Here is an 18,649-nt window from a genome sequence, read left to right on the forward strand (position 1 = left end):
GTCAGTCCAGCGTACCCGTCTCGGCCTTGGCGCGAATCAGGTTCAACAGCAGGGTGTCGCGCGCGGCTTCGAGGTCGGCGGTGTGGCGCGTGCCCAGGGCCTCGTCCACGCCTTGCACCACCTGCTGCTTCAACGCGTCGGTCATCGACGGCGCGCCCAGGTCCTTCCACCAGTCTTCGATGGGCCCGCCCAGGTGCGCCAGCAGGTGCTCAATGCCGCCCGCGCCGCCCGAGAGGTGCAGGTTCATGAACGGCCCCATCACGGCCCAGCGCAGGCCGGGGCCGTGCGCGATGGCGGTGTCGATGTCGGCCACGCTCGCCACGCCTTCGTTGACGAGGTGAAACGCTTCGCGCCACAGCGCGGCCTGCAGCCGGTTCGCGATGTGGCCCTTGACCTCGCGCTTCACGTGGATCGGCCGCTTGCCGATGGCGGCATAGAAGGCCATCGTGCGGGCGATGGCGTCGGCCGAGGTCTGCTCGCCGCCGATCACCTCGACCAGCGGAATCAGGTGCGGCGGATTGAACGGATGCCCCAGCACCACGCGTTGCGGGTGCGCGCAGCCCGACTGCACACCGCTGATCGCCAGGCCCGACGAGCTCGACGCGAGGATGGTCTCCGGCGGCGCGGCGGCGTCCATGCGGCGGAACAGGTCGATCTTGAAATCCATGCGCTCGGGGCCGTTCTCCTGCACGAAGTCGGCCACGGCCACGGCGTCTTCCAGGCTGTCGTGAAAGCGCAGGCGATCGACCGAGGCGCCCTCGGCCAGGCCGAAGCGTTCCAGCGTCGGCCAGTGCTGCGCCACGGCGGCGCGCAGCCGGTCTTCGGCGCCGGGCGAGGGGTCGGTCGCGTTCACGTCGAGCCCGTGCGCGAGGAAATGCGCGGCCCAGCTGGCGCCGATCACGCCGGTGCCGACGACGGCGACGCGCTTCACGTCGGTGGTGAGGTTCATGCTGATTTCCACCGCGCGCAGCGGCTCTCCGTCTTGGTGGTCCACGCGGCTTCGCCGGGGATGTTCTCGATCACCTTGTAATAGTCCCACGGCTCCTTCGACTCGGCCGGCGCCTTCACCTGCATGAGGTGCATGTCGTGCACCATGAGGCCGTCGTCGCGCAGCCAGCCGCCCTTGACGAACATGTCGTTGAACTTCGTCTTGCGCAGCTGCGCCATCACCTTGTCGGCGTCGTCGCTGCCCGCGGCCTTCACGGCCTGCAGGTACTGCAGCGCGGCGGAGTAGTCGCCGGCATGGAAGGAGGAGGGCATGCGCTTGTGCTTGTCGAAGAAGCGCCGGGCCCAGGCACGCGACTCGGGGCTCTGGTTCCAGTACCAGCTGTCGGTGAGGTACATGCCCTGCGAGGCCTTCAGGCCCAGCGCGTGCACGTCGTTGATGGTGATGATCATGCCGGCGAGTTTCATGTTCTTGCTGATGCCGAACTCTGCCGCCGACTTGATGGCGTTCACCGTGTCGCCGCCCGCATTCGCGAGCGCCAGCACCTGCGCCTTCGAGCTTTGCGCCTGCAGCATGAACGAGGAGAAGTCGCTCGCGCCCAGCGGGTGCTTCACCGAGCCCGCCACCGTGCCGCCGCTGGCCTGCACGGTCTTGGTGGCGTCGCTTTGCAGCGCGGCGCCGAAGGCGTAGTCGGCCGCCACGAAGTACCAGCTCTTGCCGCCGGCCTTGACCACCGCGCTCGCGGTGCCGCGCGCCATGGCCACCGTGTCGTAGGCGTAGTGCACGGTGTAGGGCGAGCAGTACTCGTTGGTGAGGCTCGACGCGCCCGAGCCCACCACGAAGTACGGTTTCTTCTTGTCGGCCGCCACGCCGGCCATGGCAATGGCCGCGCCCGAGTTCACGCCGCCGATCAGCATGTCGACCTTGTTCACGTCGAACCATTCGCGCGCCTTGGCGGCGGCGATGTCGGGCTTGTTCTGGTGATCGGCCGTGACCAGCTCGATCTTCTTGCCGTCGATGGCGCCGCCCATGTCGGCGATGGCCATGCGGATCGCTTCGGCGCCGGCCGGGCCGTCGTAGTCGCGGTACAGGCCCGACATGTCGCTGATGAAGCCGATGCGGATGGTGTCGTCGGACACCTGGGCCGATGCGCCCGATGCGAATGCGGCGGCGAGTGCGAGAGCCAGGGCGGTGCGGGGAATGTTCATGTGCGTGTCTCCGTTCGTTGTTCTCGTGCGTCTTCAGCCCAGCGCGAACTCGGGCCGCGGGCCGCCCACGCGCGGCAGCCCCATGATCTGCCGCGCCTCGGCCGGCGTCGCCACGTCCATGTCGAGCTCGCGGATCACCCGCACGATGCGCTCGGTGAGCTGCACATTGGTCGCCAGCTCGCCGTGGCGGAAGTACAGGTTGTCTTCCAGCCCCACGCGCGCATGTCCGCCCAGCAGCAGCGCCGCCACGTTGGCTTCGAGCTGCGACATGCCGATGCCGCTCACGCCGAAGATGGCGCCCTTGGGCAGCGTGTCGACCATCATCTGCAGGTTGCGCGGCGAGTACGGCATCGCGTTCTGGAAGTTGCGGTGCACGTTCATCACCAGGTTGACGAAGTAGGGCTCGTCGTCATGGCCTTCCTCGATCAGCGTGGTCGTGTCCTGCAGGATGTGCGTGGGGCTGAACACCTCCCACTCGGGCTTGATGCCGCGCGCCTTCATGCCGGCGGCCAGCTCGCGCCCGCGCGTGATCGGCGTGTCCATGAGGATCTGCTTGCCCTCGAAGCTCAGGTTGAGCGTGGTGGCGTCCAGCGTGCACATCTCGGCGCCGGCGTCCATGCCCTTGATGCGCTCTTCCCACGCGATCTCCCAGCGGTCGCCCGCCAGCGGCTTCACCATGTCGCCGTGCACGCCGCCGCCGGTGGAATTGTTCAGCACGATGTCGCAGCCGGCCGCGCGGATGCGGCTGTTGATGTCGCGGTACACCTCGGCATTGCAGGTGGCGCCGTCGTCGGGGCGGCGCGCGTGGATGGCCACCACGCTGGCGCCGGCGTTCCAGCAGCGCAGCACGTCGGCGGCGATCTCGGCGGGCTGGGTGGGGAGGTGGGGGTTCTGCGACTTGTGCGCCATGCCGCCGGTGGGGGCGATGGTCACGATCACTTTGCGCTTCGACATGCTCGGGGCTCCTGGGGGCGGTCGTTCGGTCAGTCAGTCAGGGGGGCGCGCCATTATTTTTTGTGATGCGTTCGTACTCAGTCATCGCGACGACATTCAGGGGCAGGGTTTACGCGGCGCCAGCCGCTAAAGTCGCCCCTGCGCCGTTGCGCACACAAGGAACCTCTCCATGAAATTTCTGCCCCTCGTGCTGGCCGCCGCGGCCGCGTTCACCGCCCTCGGCGCCGCCGCGCAACCTGCCGGCCCCGCCACCTGCGACGCCAAGCGCGAAGCCATCGGCCGCGACATCGAGATGGCCCAGTCCAAGGGCCAGAAGCAGCGCGTGCGCGGGCTCGAGACGGCGCTGGCCGAAGTGAACCGCAACTGCACCGACGCCAAGCTCGCGGCCGAGCACCAGAAGCGCATCCGCGCCCAGGAGCGCAAGGTGGCCGAGCGTGAGCGCGACCTGCGCGCGGCCCAGGAGAAGGGGCGCGCCAGCAAGATCGCCGACCGCGAGAAGAAGCTGCACGAGGCGCAGGCCGAGCTGCAGCAGCTCAAGGGCGCGCAGTAAACAAAAAAGACGGCATGCCCTCGACCAAGCCGGCGATCCCCGCGGCCTCCCTGACCATTCCCCAGCTGCTGCAGGGCTCGGCCTGGTTTCCGCTGCTCGACGTGGGCGCGGGCGAGCGCGTGCTCGACGAGATGCGCGAGGTCGAGGTGGCCGCCGGCGCCGCGCTGTGCCGGCGCGGCGACACGCCGCTGCACTGGTACGGCACGCTCGAAGGGCTGCTCAAGTGGTCGATCACCTCCAGCGACGGCCGCTCGGTCACGCTGGGCGGGCTGTCGGTGGGCAGCTGGTTCGGCGAGGGCACGTTGCTGCGCGCCGTGCCGCGCTCGGCCGACATCATCGCGTTGCGGCCCAGCCGCGTGGCGCAACTGCCGCTGGAGACCTTCGAGTGGCTGCACCGCACGCAGCGCGGCTTCGATCACTTTTTGCTGCAGCAGATCAACGAGCGGCTGCACTGGTTCATGGGCAGCTACGCCGCGCACCGGCTGCTCGACGCCGACAGCCAGGTGGCGCGCGCGCTGGCCGGCCTGTTCCACCCCTGGTTGCACCCGGGCAGCGAGCCGCACCTGCAGACCTCGCAGGAAGAGATCGCCAACCTGTCGGGCGTGTCGCGCCAGCGCTGCAACGCGGCGCTCAACCGGCTGAAGGAGGCCGGGTTCCTGCACATCGAGTACGGCGGCATCACCGTGACCGACCTCGAAGGCTTGCGCCGCTTCATCCAGGAGTGAATGACTCCCTCTCCCCGAGGGGAGAGGAAGCCGGAGCCGCTCAGCGCTTGTGGTGCGACGCCGCCAGCTCGTACACCGGCGTGTCGATTCCTTCCATGCGCGCCTTCAGCTGCAGCGCCAGGAACTGCGAGTAGTGGCGCGACTGATGCAGGTTGCCGCCGTGGAACCACAGCTGGGGCACCTGCGTCGGCTTCCACATGTTGCGCAGCTCGCCCTCCCACGGACCCGGGTCCTTCGGCGTGTCGGAGCCCAGGCCCCAGCACTTGCCGACCTTGTCGGCGGTCTCGGGCGAGATCAGGTCGGCCAGCCAGCCGTTCATCGAGCCGTAGCCCGTGGCGTACACCAGAAGGTCGGCCGGCAGCTCGGTGCCGTCGGTGAGCGTGACCGAGCGTTCGTTCACGCGCTCGATGTTCACGCCGCTCTTGAGGTGGATGCTGCCGTTGGCCACCAGCTCCGAGGCGCCCACGTCGATGTAGTAGCCCGAGCCGCGCCGCAGGTACTTCATGAACAGGCCCGAGCCGTCCACGCCGAAGTCGAGCAGGAAGCCGGCCTTCTCCAGCCGCGCGTACAGGTCGGCGTCGCGCTTCTTCATCTCCTCGTACACCGGGATGTGGAAGGTGTGCATGATCTTGTAGGGCACCGAGGCGAAGATCAGGTCGCCCTTGTGGTGGTCGATGCCGCTCTTCACCGCCTGCTCGGAATACAGCCCGCCCAGTGCCAGCTCCATGAGCGACTGCGAGGGCGCGATGTGCGTGGACGAGCGCTGCACCATCGTCACGTCGGCGCCGTGCTCCCACAGCGCCGCGCAGATGTCGTGCGCCGAGTTGTTCGAGCCCAGCACCACGCACTTCTTGCCCGCGTAGGCCTCGGGCCCGGGGTGCTGGCTGGAGTGGTGCTGGTCGCCCAGGAAGTTCTCGGCGCCCGCCACCTTCGGCACGTTCGGGTAGCCCGACACGCCGAGCGCGAACACCAGCTGCTTCGGGCGCAGCGTCACGGGCTTGCCCTCGCGTTCCACCTGCACCTCCCAGCGCTGCGTGGCCTCGTCGAAGCGCGCCTTGGTCGCGTTGGTGGAGCTCCAGTAGTTGAGCTCCATGATCTTGGTGTACATCTCGAGCCAGTCGCCGATCTTGTCCTTGGGCGCGAACACCGGCCAGTCGTCGGGGAAGGGCATGTAGGGCAGGTGGTCGTACCAGACCGGGTCGTGCAGGCACAGCGACTTGTAGCGCTTGCGCCAGGAGTCGCCGGCCTTGGCATTGCGCTCCACGATGATCGTCGGCACGCCCAGCCGCCGCAGCCGCGCGCCCAGCGCGATGCCGCCCTGGCCGCCGCCGATGATCACCACCTCGGGCTGCTCGGTGTAGCCCAGCGCGGCCTCTTCGTCGCGGCGCTTCTCGAGCCAGTTCTTGCGGCCCTTGTGCACGCCGTGCTCCGCGCCCTTGATGCGGTTGTCGCCGGTCTTTTCCTCGAAGCCCTTCAGCTCGGTCATGGTGGTGAGCAGCGTCCAGGCCTTGCCACCGCCGTCATGTGAACGCAAGCGCAGGTGGCCGCGCCCGCGCGCCACGCGCGTCTCGAAGCCGAACCACGCATCGACCACGCCGTCGGCCTCGGTCGCCTCGCCTTCGAGCGCGAAGGCCGTGGGCTGCGTGTCGGCCAGGCGCGCCTGCAGCATCGCGCGGATGGCGCCCGCGCCTTCCTGCGTGCGGAGGTTCCAGGTGAAGGCGACAAGGTCGCGCCAGTAACTGTCGGCCTCGAACAGCGAGACGGCCGCATCGATGTCGCCGCGTGCGAGCGCGGCGGCGAAGTCGGCCAGCCATTGGGCGGCGGCCCGGGTGGGGCCGGTGGTCGGGTCTGTCATTGCATGTCTCCGTTGTGTCGTTGAACGAATCGAATCGCGGCGCGGCAAGGCGCACGCGGGGGTCGTGGCGCAGCTTTCGTGCCGTGCGGAGGGCGACGAAGAATCAAGGGGTTTGCGGCGGTTTTGTCGCAGGCGCCTGTCGCGGTCTCACCGAGACTGAGACGATGCATGAGAATTTGAACGACGTCTAAAATTGGACGACGTTCAAATTCAAGGGCCTCGAACCGTGACCGAACCAGAACCGCCAGGCCGCCGCGAGCGCCGCCGCACCCAGACGCTCGACCACGTCGCCGCCACCGCCATGCGCCTGTTCGAAGCCCAGGGCTACGACGCGACGACCATGGAGCAGATCGCGCAGCAGTCCGACGTGGCCAAGGGCACGCTCTACAACCACTTCCCGACCAAGGAAGCGATCCTGGCGCACTGGGTGCACCTCGAGCTCGTGGTCGATGCGCAGCGCCTGCACGAGGCCATCGACCCGAAGGCGGGCTTCACCGAGCAGCTCACCGGCCTGCTCGATGCCTCGGCCGAATGGTCCGAGCGCTACCGGGCCTACCTGCTCGACTACTTCCGCTTTCGCTTTCTCAACATCGAGAGCGAACTCGGCGGCGGCGACCGCGGCACGCCGCGCGACCTGTCGGGGCTGTTCGAGGCGCTCATCGCCGCCGCCCAGCAGGCCGGCACGCTGCGCACCGACGTCTCGGCCGCGCACCTCGCGAGCCTGCTGCACCACCTGTACTTCGGCGCGCTGATGCGCTGGCTCACGCTGCCCGGCCTCGTGCTGCGCGATGAGTTCGCGGTGATCGTCGACCTCTTCGTCGGCGGCGCGCGCACGGCCCTTAAACCCTCTGCAAGGAGGCGCGCCCCATGAAACTCGCCGTGCTCACCTACGGCACCGAAGGCGACGCGCGCCCGCTCGCTGCGCTGTGCCGCGCGCTGGACGACGCGGGCCATGCGTCGGTGCTGCTGGCGGACGCCACCACGCTCGGCGCGGCCGAACGGCTCGGCGTGCGCTCGCAGGCGCTGGCCGGCGACATCCGGCAGGCGCTCGGCGGCGTCATCGCGCAGGGCGACAAGCCGGCCGCCGCCGCGAAGGCGCTCGCGGACATCGCCAATGCCAACGCCACGCCCTGGCTGCGCCAGACCGTGGAGGCCGCGCAGGGCTGCGACGCGATCGTCTGCGCGGGGCTCGCGGCCTTCGTGGGCCTGTCGGCGGCCGAGGCGCTGGGCGTGCCGGCCATCGGCGCGGGCATGTTCCCGCTCACGCCGACGGCCGCATTCGCTTCGCCCTTTCTGCCGCCCGCCCGCGTGCCGCGCTTTTTGAACCGCGCGAGCCACCACCTCGTCAACGGGCTGCTCTGGCGCGCCTTCCGCCCGGCCGTGAACGCCGCGCGCGCCGCGGTCTGCGGCCTGCCGCCGCGCCGCCGCCTGTGGACCACGCACCCGGTGCTCTACGGCTACTCGCCGAGCCTGCTGCCGCGCCCCGCCGACTGGCCCGCCAACGCCGCCGTGTGCGGGCAGTGGCTCGCGCCCGTGCCCGACTGGCAGCCGCCGGTGGCGCTGAGCGACTTCCTCGCGGCCGGCGAGGCGCCCGTCTACATCGGCTTCGGCAGCATGACGGGCTTCGACAAGGCGCGGCTGCTCGCCGCCCTCGTCGACGGCATGGCCGGCCGGCGCGCGGTGCTGCATCCCGGGTGGAGCGGCCTTGAGGTGCAGCAGTTGCCGCCGAACTTCCACGTCATCGGCGACACCCCGCACGACTGGCTGTTTCCGCGGATGGCGCTGGTGGTGCACCACGGCGGCTCAGGCACCAGCCACTCGGCCGCGCGCGCGGGCGTGCCCTCGGTGGTCGTGCCGTTCGCGGGCGACCAGGCGTTCTGGGCGCATCACCTCGCGCAGGCGGGCGTGGCGCCGCCTGCGGTGGCGGGAGGCCGGTTCAGCGCCGACGACCTGGCGCGCGGCATCGCGTTCGCGCACGACCCGCAGGTGCGCGCGCGGGCCCGGGCGCTGGGCGAACGCATGCGCGCGGAAGACGGCCTGGGCACGGCCGTGCGCGCCATCGCGCAGATCCTGAGGCGTTAGCCGCGCTGCGGCGCCACGATGCCGAAGCGCTTCATGTGGCGGTACGCGGTGGCGCGGCTGATGCCGAGCGCCTGCGCGGCCCGCGCCACATGCCAGCGGTGGCGCTGCAGCGCGTCGAGCAGGCGCGTGGCGTCGGCGGCGCTGTCGTCAGCGTCGACTATGGAAGGCATGGCGTCGCGGTGGTCGAGCGACGGACGATGCGGCGCCAGGCGCAGCTCCTCGGGCGTGATGCTCGCGCCCGTGCAGAGCGCCAGCGCCAGCCGCAGCACATTGCGCAACTCGCGCAGGTTGCCCGGCCAGTCGTGCGCCATCAGCCGCAGCATCGCGGCCTCCGACAGCCGCGCGGTCGAGCCCATTGCGGCAGCTTCCTCATGGAACATTGCCTCGATCAGGTAGCGCCGGTCGCGCCGCGCGCGCAGCGGCGGCAGCTTCAGCACCGCGCCGCACAGGCGGTAGTACAGGTCCTCGCGAAAACGCCCGGCCGCGACCAGCGCCGACAGGTCGCGGTGCGTGGCCGCCACCACCGCAAGGTCCACGCGCTGCGGCGACTCGGCCCCCAGCGGCAGCACCTCGCCTTCGGACAGCACGCGCAGCAGCCGCGTCTGCAGCGTCATCGGCATGTCGCCGATCTCGTCGAGAAACAGCGTGCCGCGGTCGGCCTGTGCGATCAGCCCCTTCATGCCCTTGGCGCGGCCGCCCGTGAAGCTGCCGGGCGTGTAGCCGAAGAGCTCGCTCTCGATCAGCGAATCGGGAATGGCCGCGCAGTTCACCGCCACGAAGGGCAGCGCCGCGCGCCGGCTCGCGCCATGCAGCGCGCGCGCCAGCACCTCCTTGCCGCTGCCGGTCTCGCCCTCGACCAGCACATGGATGCCGCGGTCCACCAGCCGGCGCGCCTGCGCGATCAGTTGCTGCATGGCGGGGTCGTCGTCGCCCGCGATGCGTTCGAGCGGCGGCAGGCGGTCCGAAGGCTGGGGCGCCGGCGATGAGGGCGCGGTGACCGGCGAGCGCCGCAGGCGCGGCGCGATCAGCGAGGCGTGGTACTCGCCGCCGCCGGGCAGCAGCACCGTGTGCGCAAAGGGCAGGGCCGACGCGCCGCCGTTGCCCAGGCGCCAGATCGCGTCCATCGGCAGGTGCAGCAGCTCCGACACCGCGCCGCCCAGCAGTGGTGGCTGGCGCCCCAGGAAGACCTCGCGCGCGCCCCCGTTGGCGCCCACCACCGTGCCGCCTTCGTCGAAGGCCAGCATCACTTCGCCCGCCACGTCGACCAGCCCGAAGGCACTGCCCAGCCGCAGGATCCAGTGGCCGCGAAAGTGCCGCAGGAAGTCGGCGTCCTCGATCATCCGCGCGTAGATCGACACCAGGTGCCGCACCAGGTGCTGGCTCTCGCGCGCCTCGGGCGAGCGCAGCGCCGACACGTCGAGGATCGCCGTGAGCTTGCCGCTGTGGTCGAACAGCGGCGCCGTCGTGCAGGTGAGCGCGATGTGCGTGGCGTCGAAGTGCTCGGTCTGGTGGCAGGTCATCGGCTGGCGTTCGATGAGGCAGGTGCCCACGCCGCAGGTGCCGGCGTGCGCCTCGTTCCAGTCCGCGCCCAGGTACAGGCCGGCGCGGCGCAGCTGGTCGTCCCAGGCCGGGTTGCCGATGTAGTCGACCGTGATGCCCTCGGCGTCGGTCAGCAGCACCATGTAGCCCAGCTCGGCCACGCGGCGGTAGATGTCTTCCATGCCCGCGCGCGCGGCGCGCAGGAAGTGTTCGAGCTGCTGCTGGTGCACGCGCACCTCCTGCGCCGGCAGGATGCGCGCCGGCGTCGGCCGCGACGGATCGAGCCCGTGGTCGCGCACGCAGCGCGCCCACGACTTGTGCACCAGGCTCGCCGCCGGATCGGCCCGCAGCGCCGTGCCGGTGGCGATCGAATAGACGTTGTCGATGTGGCGCGATTGCAGGGACGTCATGCGCAGCCTCGTGCGTGGAGTGGGCGCGGCACTGGGAGGGGCTGCGCAGCCGGACATGATTCGGCTGTCGCGCTGTCGCAGGACAGAGGTGAAACCCGGTGGGCCGACTTGATCTGTCCGCTTATCGCCTGCTCAAGAAGAAATTTTCTCAACTTAAGACAGCACGTCGTCGCCAAGACATGGCTTGCTACAAACTGTAGAAAAGTAACCCACTAATTCGCGAGGTGCAGGATGAAGCTGTCGGACTTCATATTTCAGTTCCCTATTGGCATCGCTCACACGTGGCAAGGCCTTTGTCGCGTCCGCACGTTCTTTGGTCCTCAAAGTGGCGTCACCGCGCTTCTGACGGATATCGATGAGTTTGCTGTGGGGTCGTCGATAACGAACTCCGTTGAACACATTCACCAAGCACTGCTGCTGCGCGGAATGATTCCGCCCGACGCGCGTGTCGTTGAGCACTACGAGAGGCCCGATAGCGACGGGGGATCGTTCTCGCGGGTCAGCTTTGGACCCACGGGCGATCCGTCGTGGACGCGGATGTCCATGCAAGACGCGCTGTCGACTCTTTCTTGTGATTCAAGCGAGTTCAAAAGCTCGACAGCGATGAACCTGCGGTTGGTCGCGGAAATCGAACGTCTGCGAAATGCGATCGATCCCTTTGCTGATGCGCCATGGTTGGAAGAACCCGAGATCGTCAACCGACGGGAAACCATAGAAAGCGGAATGATCTCCAAAGCCATGCTTTCTCAGCTTGTCAATGCGGGCGCAACGGAACGACAGCTTCAGGAGTTGTTTAAGCAAGACCCTTCCTTCTTCGGGGAGGTCTACGGAGATCCCCATGAGGAGTACATCGTCCTTGCCGAGTATCCGCTGGCCGATGGATTCATTGATTTCGTTGTCTTCACGGGGCGCTCACGGATGGAGGTCGTGCTGATAGAGATCAAAGGAGCGGATTTCTTTCTGGTAAACGATGACAGCTATGCCGAGTTCTCGCACAAGGTCAACCAAGCGGCGGGCCAGATACGACGTCGGATCGGGGCCATCTACAGAGACATGTCGACGTTCCGGCGCTACGCCCACAAAGTACGGCACGCGGTCGAGTCAGGCGCTGCTCGTCACGGTGCCTTCATGGGACCGCATCCGAAGTTGTTGGTCGACCCCGAAAAGGACATCGAGATTCGCTCGGTGGTTATCGGCGGCCGGACACGCGACGACTTCTCCGAGAGCAAGAAACGGCACGATTTCGAGCACGGCATGTCGCCGCCCATACGCATCGAGTCATGGGACACATGGATTCGGAAACTTCAGCGTCAGTGAAGTCCCTCCATCACAGGCCGCTTGAAACCTGCCTGTAGACAGTTGGAAGCGGCGGACCGTAGCGTTGCGCATGGCCCTGTGGACCTTCAAACGCCCAGCAATTCTTCCAGCACCTGCGGCTGCCCCAGCAACTCCGCCGACGCCCTATGCCGCACGATCTGCCCCTTCTCCATCACCACCGCCAGGTCGGTGTGCGCGAGCACCTTGCGGTAGTCGCGGTCGACGATCAGCGTGGCGATGCCCGTCGCACGGATTTCGCTGATCACGCGCCAGATCTCGGCCACGATCAGCGGGGCGAGGCCTTCGGTGGCTTCGTCGAGGATCAAGAGGCGCGGGTTGGTCATGAGCGCGCGGCCGATGGAGAGCATCTGCTGCTCGCCGCCCGACAGCTGCTGGCCGCCGTGCGTGAGCCGTTCCGACAGGCGCGGGAAGGTGGCCATCACGCGGTCGAAGGTCCAGGCGCGCTGGCCGTCGATGCCGGCGCGTTCGCTCATCACGAGGTTCTCGCGCACCGACAGGTTCGGGAAGATGCCGCGCCCTTCGGGCACATAGCCGATGCCCAGGCGCGCCATCTTCTCGGGCGGCAGGCCGGTGACGGTGCGGCCGTCGACCTGCACTTCGCCTGAAGCGGGCCGCACGTAGCCCATGATGGTGCGGATCAGCGTGGTCTTGCCCATGCCGTTGCGCCCGAGCAGGCCGACCGAGGTCGCCGCCGGAATGCCGGCGTGCACGCCGCGCAGGATGTGGCTGTTGCCGTAGTAGGTGTTGAGGTCGCGAACGATCAGCATCAGTGTTGCTCCTCGCCGAGGTACGCGGTGCGGACCTCGGGGTTCTCGCGGATCGACTTCGGGTCGCCGGTCGCGATGACGGTGCCGTTCACCATCACCGTGATGCGGTCGGCGATGCGGAACACGGCGTCCATGTCGTGCTCCACCAGCAGGATGGCGTGCGTGGCTTTCAGCCGCGCGAGCAGCGTGAGCATGCGGTCGGTCTCTTCCGCGCCCATGCCGGCGAGCGGTTCGTCCAGCAGCAGCACGCGCGGGTGGGTGGCCAGGCACATCGCCACTTCGAGCTGGCGTTGCGCGCCGTGGCTCAGCGTGCCGGCGACGCGCCGGGCTTCGGCCGTGAGGCCGGCGGCTTCGAGCGCGGCGTCGGCCGAGGCGTTGCTGGTGGCGCAGCGCTGCGACGACTGCCAGATCGCCCAGGGCTTCGCCGTGGCGGCCTGCGCGGCGAGGCGGCAGTTCTCGTGCACCGTGAACTCCGGGAAGATGGTGGTGCGCTGGTAGCTGCGGCCCACGCCGTCGCGGGCGCGGCGCGACTGCGCGCGCGCGGTGATGTCCACGCCGTCGAGTGCGATGCGGCCTTCGGAGGCCTCGATCTCGCCCGAGAGCATGTTGATGAGCGTCGACTTGCCGGCGCCGTTGGTGCCGATCACCGCATGCACCTCGCCGATGTGCAGGTCGAGCGTGACGGCGTTGACGGCCGTGAGGCCACCGAAGCGGCGCGTGAGCTTGTCCACGGACAGCAGTGCGGTGGTCATGCGCCTCCCTTCGGCGACAGGCGCTGCACCAGGCCGATCAGGCCCTTGGGCAGCAGCGCCACGAACACGATGATGGCAATGCCCAGCGTGAGCTGCCAGTGGTCGGCCAGCGGGCCCATCACGGCGTGGGTGGAGAAGATTTCCTTCAGCAGCGTGAAGGCCACGGCGCCGATCACCGCGCCGCGCAGGTGGCCGAGGCCGCCCAGGATCACCATCAGCAGCACCTCGCCGGAGTTGTGCCAGGCCATCAGCTCGGGGTTGACCACGCCGTCGCGCGAGGCCAGCAGAAAGCCCGCGAGCCCGGCCAGCGCGCCCGCGAGCACGAAGGCCGCGAGCTTGTAGCCGTACACCGCGAAGCCCGCCGCGCGCATGCGCTGCTCGTTCACGCGGATGCCCGCGAGCGCCGCGCCGAAGCGCGAGCGGCGGATGAGCGCCAGCAGGCCGTAGGTGAACACCAGCGCCGCCAGCACCACGTAGAACAGCACCGTGCGGTTCTCCATGTCGAGCGCGCCGAGGGCCGGGCGCACGTACAGGTAGATGCCGTCGCTGCCGCCGCCGACCTTGGTGTCGTGGAACACGAAGAAGGCCATCTGCGCAAAGGCCAGCGTGACCATGATGAAGTACACGCCGCGCGTGCGCAGGCTCAGCGCACCGACGAACAGCGCATACAGCGCCGCCGCGCCCATCGACAGCACGAGCAGCACTGCGAAGTTGCCGCCCTCGTTGCCCGAGGCCAGCACGGTGACGTACGCACCGATGCCGTAGAAGGCCGCATGGCCCAGGCTCACGAGCCCGGTCATGCCCACCAGCAGTTCCAGGCTGAGCGCGAAGATCGACAGGATCATCACCTTGACGATGAAGTCCGACGCGTAGTTGCCCAGCAGCGGGCCGGCCACGCCGAGCGCGATGGCGCACAGCACGGGCACGACGAAGGCACCACGCCGCGGCGACGAAGGTGCGGATGCAACCACCGGGCTCATGGCCGCCTCCCCATCAAGCCTTCGGGCTTCCAGATCAGCACGATGGCCATCAGAAGGTAGATGCCGATGCCCGCCAGGTCGGCGAAGAACACCTTGCCGAAGGTGTCGACGAAGCCCACCAGCAGCGAGGCCACGAGCGCCCCGGTGATCGAGCCGATGCCGCCGATCACCACCAGCACGAAGCAGATGATGAGCACGCTCGCGCCCATGTTCGGGTACACCGAGGACATCGGCGCGGCGATCATGCCGGCCAGCGCCGCCAGCGCCACGCCGGCCGCGAACACGATGCGGTACAGCCGCTTCACGTCGATGCCCAGGCCGCGCACCATGTCGCGGTTGCTGGCGCCGGCGCGGATCATCATGCCCAGGCGCGTGCGGTTCACCACGTAGTACAGGCCCACGGCCAGCACGATGCAGGCGGCCGAGGCAAACAGGCGATACCAGGGGTAGCTCATGACGTTGCCCAGCGCGAAGCTGCCGTCGAGCCACGCGGGCACCTTCACGCCGTGCACGTCGTTGCCCACGAAGATGGAGCGCAGCTCCTCGAACACCAGGATGAGCCCGTAGGTCATGAGCACCTGCTGCAGGTGGTCGCGCTGGTAGAGGTAGCTGAAGAAGGCCCACTCCAGCACGTAGCCGAAGATCGCGGCCAGCACCACGCCGGCCACCAGCATCAGCAGGAACTGGTCGCCGAACAGCGGCGCCAGCGAGAACGCCATGTAGGCGCCGATCATGTAGAAGCTCCCGTGGGCGAGGTTGATGACGCCCATGATCCCGAAGATCAGCGTCAGCCCCGAGGCCACGAGAAAGAGCAGCAGGCCGTACTGAACGGAGTTCAGGCACTGCACGAGAAAGGTTCCGAAATCCACCGTGAGATCCCAGTTGGTTGTGGTTGCCGCAAGGCGGCTCGCAGCCCCGTGAAATGGATCGGGGCCGCGAGGGAACGAGAGAGAACCGAAGGCCCGTGGCCCTGCTTACATCCGGCAGCCGCGAGCCGGATCGGAGAGACCCTTGATCGCGGTGCTCACCAGCTTGTTTTCCTTGCCTTCCACCTTGCGCAGGTAGATGTCCTGCACCGGGTTGTGCGACTTGCTCACCGTGAAGGTGCCGCGCGGGCTGTCGATCTTCGCCTTCTCGATCGCGCCCGTGAACTCGGCCTTCTTCGAGATGTCGCCCTTGGTGGCATTCAGGCCCACGCCCAGCATCTGCGCGGCGTCGTAGCCCTGCACCGCGTACACGTCGGGCTGCAGCTTGAAGGACTTGGCGTACGCCACGCGGAAGGCGTTGTCGCGCGGCGTGTTCAGGCCGTCGGCGTAGTGCAGCGTGGTGAGCATGCCTTGCGCCGATTCGCCCTGCGCGTCGAGCGTGCCGTCGGTCAGGAAGCCGGGGCCGTACAGCGGGATGGTCTTGTTCAGGCCGGCGGCCTGGTAGTCCTTGACGAACTTCACCGCGCCGCCGCCCGCGAAGAAGGCGTACACCGCATCGGGCTTGGCCGCCGCGATCTCGGTCAGCAGGGCCTGGAACTCCACGTTGGGGAAGGGCAGGGTGAGCTGCTTGTCGACCTTGCCGCCGTTCTTCTCGAAGCCTTCCTTGAAGCCGTTGACCGACTCTTCGCCGGCCGCGTACTTCCAGGTGATGGTCATGACCTTCTTCTTGCCCTGCTGTTTGGCCGCTACCTCGCCCATGGCGTAGGCCGGCTGCCAGTTGCTGAACGAGCTGCGGAAGATGTTGGGCGCGCACATCGGGCCCGTCACCGCGTCGGCGCCGGCGTTCGGCACGATGAGCACAGTGCCGCTTTCCTTGGCGGCCTTGGCCATGGCCATCGCCACGCCGGAGTGCACGGTACCCACGATCACGTCGACGTTGTCGCGCTTGATGAGCTTGTTGACGTTGTCGGTGGCCTTGGCGGGGTCGGACTCGTCGTCGACCTTGAAGTATTCGATCTCGCGGCCCGCGAGCTTGCCGCCTTGCTGTTCCACGTAGAGCTTGAAGCCGTTTTCAATGGCCACGCCCAGGGCGGTGTAGGTACCGCTGTAGGGCAGCATGAGGCCGACCTTGAGCTTTGCCGTGCCCTGTGCGCCGGCCGCGGAGGCCAGGGCGGCGAGGGCGATGGCCGTGAGCGCCAGGCGCGCGGTGCGAAGGTTCGTCATGGTGTCTGTCTCCTGTTGTTGGTGATGAAAGAAGCGGTCGCGACGATGACACGATCCGGCTGATCGCGATGCGGGGAATGCCCGCATTCAGGGATTTCGAGCAGCTCGCAAATCCCACCGACGCGCGGTGCGATGTCGCGGATCTGCGCGAGCGTGCCGTACGCGTCGTCGATGCCCTGCACCGCGAGCACGGGGCAGCGGATGGTGGCCAGTTCGGCCTCGATGTTCCAGTCGCGAAAGGGCGGGTGCAGCCAGATGCGGTTCCAGCCCCAGAAGGCCGAGTCGGCGCTGTCGTGGTAGCGGCCGAGCTTGCCGGGCAGGTCGGTCGTTCGGTAGGCGTCGCGTGCGATCTCGATGTTCGCGACGGTCTTGTCCTCCACGAAGATGTGCGGCGCGAGCACCACGAGGCCTGTGACCTTGTCGGAAAAGCGAGATGCGTACAGCAGCGAGATCGAGCCGCCGTCGCTGTGGCCGAAGAGCCAGGGCTTCTCGTTGCCGAGCTTCAGCGCGGCGAACAGCGAGGGCAGCACCTCGTGCGCCTGGCGGTGCATGAAGTCGACGTCCCAGATCTCGTCCTCGGCGCGCGGCGTGGAGCGGCCGTAGCCGGGGCGCGAGAACACGAGCCCGCGCGCGCCGGCGGCTTCGCAGACCTGGGCGGGAAAGTCCTTCCACATCGCGACGGAGCCCAGGCCCTCGTGCAGGAACACGATGAGCGGGGTGTCGGCGCCGCGCTCGGGGGCGATCCACCGGCACTCGATGCGCACGGTGCGCCCGCGCCAGTCGATGGTGGCGAAGTCGGTGGCAACCGTCGGCGTGCTCATGCCTGCTTCTCGCGTTCGCGCAGCCGGAAGCGCTGGATCTTGCCGGTCGCGGTCTTCGGCAGCTCGGCCACGAACTCCAGGAAGCGCGGGTACTTGTAGGGCGCCAGGCGCTCCTTCACGAAGGCCTTGAGCTCGTCCTCGGTGGCGGCGGCGCCGTCTTTCAGCACCACGAAGGCCTTGGTCTTCGTGAGCCCGTCGGCGTCGTCCTTGCCGATGACGGCGGCCTCGAGCACGGCGGGGTGCTGCATCAGCGTGGCCTCGACCTCGAAGGGCGAGACGTAGATGCCGCTGACCTTGAGCATGTCGTCGCTGCGCCCGGCGTAGGTGAAGTAGCCGTCGGCGTCGCGCGTGTACTTGTCGCCGCTCTTGGTCCAGCCGCCCTGGAAGGTGTCGCGCGATTTCTCGCGGTTGCACCAGTACATGAGCGCCGAGCTCGGGCCGCGGATGTACAGGTCGCCCACCTCGCCGTCGGGCACGGGGCGGCCGTCCTCGCCACGCAGCTCGACCTCGTAGCCGTCCACCGGCTTGCCCGTGGTGCCGTAGCGCACGTCGCCGGGGCGGTTGGAGATGAAGATGTGCAGCATCTCGGTCGAGCCGATGCCGTCGATGATCTCGCAGCCGAAGTGCGCCTTGAAGCGCTGCGCGATCTCACCGGGCAGCGCTTCGCCGGCCGACGAGCACATGCGCAGCGCCACGGCCTCGCGCGCGGGCAGCTTCGGCGAGGCGAGCATGCCCGCGAAGCCCGTGGGCGCGCCGAAGAACACGGTGGGCTTGTGCTCGGTCCAGCGGCGGAAGGTAGCGTCGGGCGTGGGGCGCTCGGCCATCAGCACGACGGTGGCGCCCACCGACAGCGGGAAGGTCAGCGCATTGCCCAGGCCGTACGCGAAGTACATCTTGGCGGCGGAGAAGCACACGTCGCCTTCGGTGAGGCCGAGCACGGGCTTGCCGTAGAGCTCGGCGGTCCACCACAGGTTGGCGTGCGTGTGCACCGTGCCCTTGGGCTTGCCGGTGGAGCCGGAGGAGTAGAGCCAGAAGCCCGGGTCGTCCGACGCGGTGGGCGCGGGGGCGGGCAGGGGCTCGGCGGCGGCGAGCGCGGCCTCGAACTCTTGCGCACCTTCGGGCAACGGGCCCGTCGGTTGCGACACGAACAGCGTCTGCACTTCATGGCCGCCGCGCGCCATCGCATCTTGCAAGGTCGGCAGCAGTGCGCCCGACACCAGCACCGCCTGTGCGCGGCTGTGGTCGAGCATGTAGGCGTAGTCGTCGGGCGTGAGCAGCGTGTTCACGGCCACGGGCACGATGCCCGCGTAGAGGCAGCCGAGAAAGCTCACGGGCCAGTCGTTGCCGTCGAGCATGAGCAGCAGCACGCGCTCTTCGCGGCGCAGGCCTGCGGCTTTCAGCGCGGCGGCCAGGCGCCGCGCGCGGTCTTCGAGCTGGCCGTAGCCCAGCGTGCCGCGGTCGTCGATGTAGGCGGTGCGTGCGGCGCGGCCGCGGTTGAGGGCGAACAGGTGTTCGGCAAAGTTGAATCGTGCGGGCAGGCTGCTGTTCATCGTGTGTCTCCTTGGGGCCTGT

General features: G+C 68.5%; 17 protein-coding genes. 5 read left to right on the plus strand and 12 right to left on the minus strand.

Annotated elements, in window-relative coordinates:
- Position 1: 1 nt before the first annotated feature.
- Genes AC1RGU_RS29285 through AC1RGU_RS29295 form a run of 3 tightly spaced genes read right to left on the minus strand, consistent with a single transcriptional unit; the run spans position 2 to position 3,108 of the window.
- Positions 2-949, minus strand: coding sequence for a 3-hydroxyacyl-CoA dehydrogenase NAD-binding domain-containing protein (locus AC1RGU_RS29285; protein ID WP_492699747.1), 948 nt, complete (start codon positions 947-949; stop codon positions 2-4).
- Positions 946-2,154, minus strand: coding sequence for an ABC transporter substrate-binding protein (locus AC1RGU_RS29290; protein WP_492699749.1), 1,209 nt, complete (start codon positions 2,152-2,154; stop codon positions 946-948). Before AC1RGU_RS29290 ends, AC1RGU_RS29285 begins: the two co-directional genes overlap by 4 nt.
- Before the next feature lie 33 nt (positions 2,155-2,187).
- The gene (locus tag AC1RGU_RS29295) at positions 2,188-3,108 is read right to left on the minus strand and encodes a beta-keto acid cleavage family enzyme (RefSeq protein WP_492699751.1); all 921 of its coding nucleotides are present in this window, start codon (positions 3,106-3,108) and stop codon (positions 2,188-2,190) included.
- 169 nt (positions 3,109-3,277) lie between these two features.
- Between AC1RGU_RS29295 and AC1RGU_RS29300 the strand changes: the two genes are divergently transcribed.
- Together AC1RGU_RS29300 and AC1RGU_RS29305 are read left to right on the plus strand one after the other, a co-directional pair.
- Positions 3,278-3,658: a DUF1090 domain-containing protein gene (locus tag AC1RGU_RS29300; protein ID WP_095948462.1), complete on the plus strand. Its 381-nt coding sequence runs from the start codon at positions 3,278-3,280 to the stop codon at positions 3,656-3,658.
- 14 nt (positions 3,659-3,672) lie between these two features.
- Positions 3,673-4,383 carry a Crp/Fnr family transcriptional regulator gene (locus AC1RGU_RS29305; RefSeq protein WP_062470280.1) on the plus strand — a complete coding sequence of 237 codons (711 nt, stop codon included), beginning with the start codon at positions 3,673-3,675 and terminating at the stop codon, positions 4,381-4,383.
- A 40-nt stretch (positions 4,384-4,423) separates the two neighbouring features.
- Here the strand turns inward: AC1RGU_RS29305 and AC1RGU_RS29310 are convergent, their stop codons facing one another.
- Positions 4,424-6,238, minus strand: a complete 1,815-nt coding sequence (locus AC1RGU_RS29310; protein ID WP_492699753.1) for an NAD(P)-binding domain-containing protein — start codon at positions 6,236-6,238, stop codon at positions 4,424-4,426.
- Between the two features lie 226 nt (positions 6,239-6,464).
- On the opposite strand from AC1RGU_RS29310, the gene AC1RGU_RS29315 reads away from it, so the two are divergent.
- On the plus strand, positions 6,465-7,109 hold the full coding sequence (locus AC1RGU_RS29315; protein ID WP_492699755.1) for a TetR/AcrR family transcriptional regulator: 645 nt from the start codon (positions 6,465-6,467) through the stop codon (positions 7,107-7,109).
- Complete coding sequence (locus AC1RGU_RS29320) at positions 7,106-8,320, plus strand: glycosyltransferase (protein WP_492699757.1); 1,215 nt, start codon at positions 7,106-7,108, stop codon at positions 8,318-8,320. The genes AC1RGU_RS29315 and AC1RGU_RS29320 overlap by 4 nt, the downstream gene beginning before the upstream one ends.
- On the opposite strand, the gene AC1RGU_RS29325 is transcribed toward AC1RGU_RS29320, so the two are convergent.
- Positions 8,317-10,269 (minus strand): sigma-54-dependent Fis family transcriptional regulator, encoded by a 1,953-nt coding sequence (locus AC1RGU_RS29325; protein WP_492699759.1) that lies wholly within the window; start codon positions 10,267-10,269, stop codon positions 8,317-8,319. The genes AC1RGU_RS29320 and AC1RGU_RS29325 overlap by 4 nt on opposite strands.
- Positions 10,270-10,500: 231 nt before the next feature.
- Between AC1RGU_RS29325 and AC1RGU_RS29330 the strand changes: the two genes are divergently transcribed.
- Positions 10,501-11,586 carry a Shedu immune nuclease family protein gene (locus AC1RGU_RS29330; RefSeq protein WP_492699761.1) on the plus strand — a complete coding sequence of 362 codons (1,086 nt, stop codon included), beginning with the start codon at positions 10,501-10,503 and terminating at the stop codon, positions 11,584-11,586.
- A gap of 86 nt (positions 11,587-11,672) precedes the next feature.
- On the opposite strand, the gene AC1RGU_RS29335 is transcribed toward AC1RGU_RS29330, so the two are convergent.
- The 7 genes from AC1RGU_RS29335 to AC1RGU_RS29365 form a co-directional block, all read right to left on the minus strand.
- Positions 11,673-12,374, minus strand: a complete 702-nt coding sequence (locus tag AC1RGU_RS29335) for an ABC transporter ATP-binding protein (protein ID WP_492699763.1) — start codon at positions 12,372-12,374, stop codon at positions 11,673-11,675.
- Positions 12,374-13,126, minus strand: coding sequence for an ABC transporter ATP-binding protein (locus AC1RGU_RS29340; RefSeq protein WP_095948469.1), 753 nt, complete (start codon positions 13,124-13,126; stop codon positions 12,374-12,376). Before AC1RGU_RS29340 ends, AC1RGU_RS29335 begins: the two co-directional genes overlap by 1 nt.
- The gene (locus tag AC1RGU_RS29345) at positions 13,123-14,106 is read right to left on the minus strand and encodes a branched-chain amino acid ABC transporter permease (RefSeq protein ID WP_159274281.1); all 984 of its coding nucleotides are present in this window, start codon (positions 14,104-14,106) and stop codon (positions 13,123-13,125) included. Before AC1RGU_RS29345 ends, AC1RGU_RS29340 begins: the two co-directional genes overlap by 4 nt.
- Positions 14,103-14,975 (minus strand): branched-chain amino acid ABC transporter permease, encoded by an 873-nt coding sequence (locus tag AC1RGU_RS29350; RefSeq protein WP_062470301.1) that lies wholly within the window; start codon positions 14,973-14,975, stop codon positions 14,103-14,105. The genes AC1RGU_RS29345 and AC1RGU_RS29350 overlap by 4 nt, the downstream gene beginning before the upstream one ends.
- A 105-nt stretch (positions 14,976-15,080) precedes the next feature.
- Complete coding sequence (locus AC1RGU_RS29355; RefSeq protein WP_062470303.1) at positions 15,081-16,256, minus strand: ABC transporter substrate-binding protein; 1,176 nt, start codon at positions 16,254-16,256, stop codon at positions 15,081-15,083.
- Positions 16,253-17,077 (minus strand): alpha/beta fold hydrolase, encoded by an 825-nt coding sequence (locus tag AC1RGU_RS29360; RefSeq protein ID WP_492699766.1) that lies wholly within the window; start codon positions 17,075-17,077, stop codon positions 16,253-16,255. Before AC1RGU_RS29360 ends, AC1RGU_RS29355 begins: the two co-directional genes overlap by 4 nt.
- Positions 17,074-18,627 carry a benzoate-CoA ligase family protein gene (locus AC1RGU_RS29365; RefSeq protein ID WP_492699768.1) on the minus strand — a complete coding sequence of 518 codons (1,554 nt, stop codon included), beginning with the start codon at positions 18,625-18,627 and terminating at the stop codon, positions 17,074-17,076. The genes AC1RGU_RS29360 and AC1RGU_RS29365 overlap by 4 nt, the downstream gene beginning before the upstream one ends.
- Positions 18,628-18,649 lie beyond the last annotated feature (22 nt).

The organism is Variovorax sp. GW823-FHT02B07, assembly GCF_058797695.1.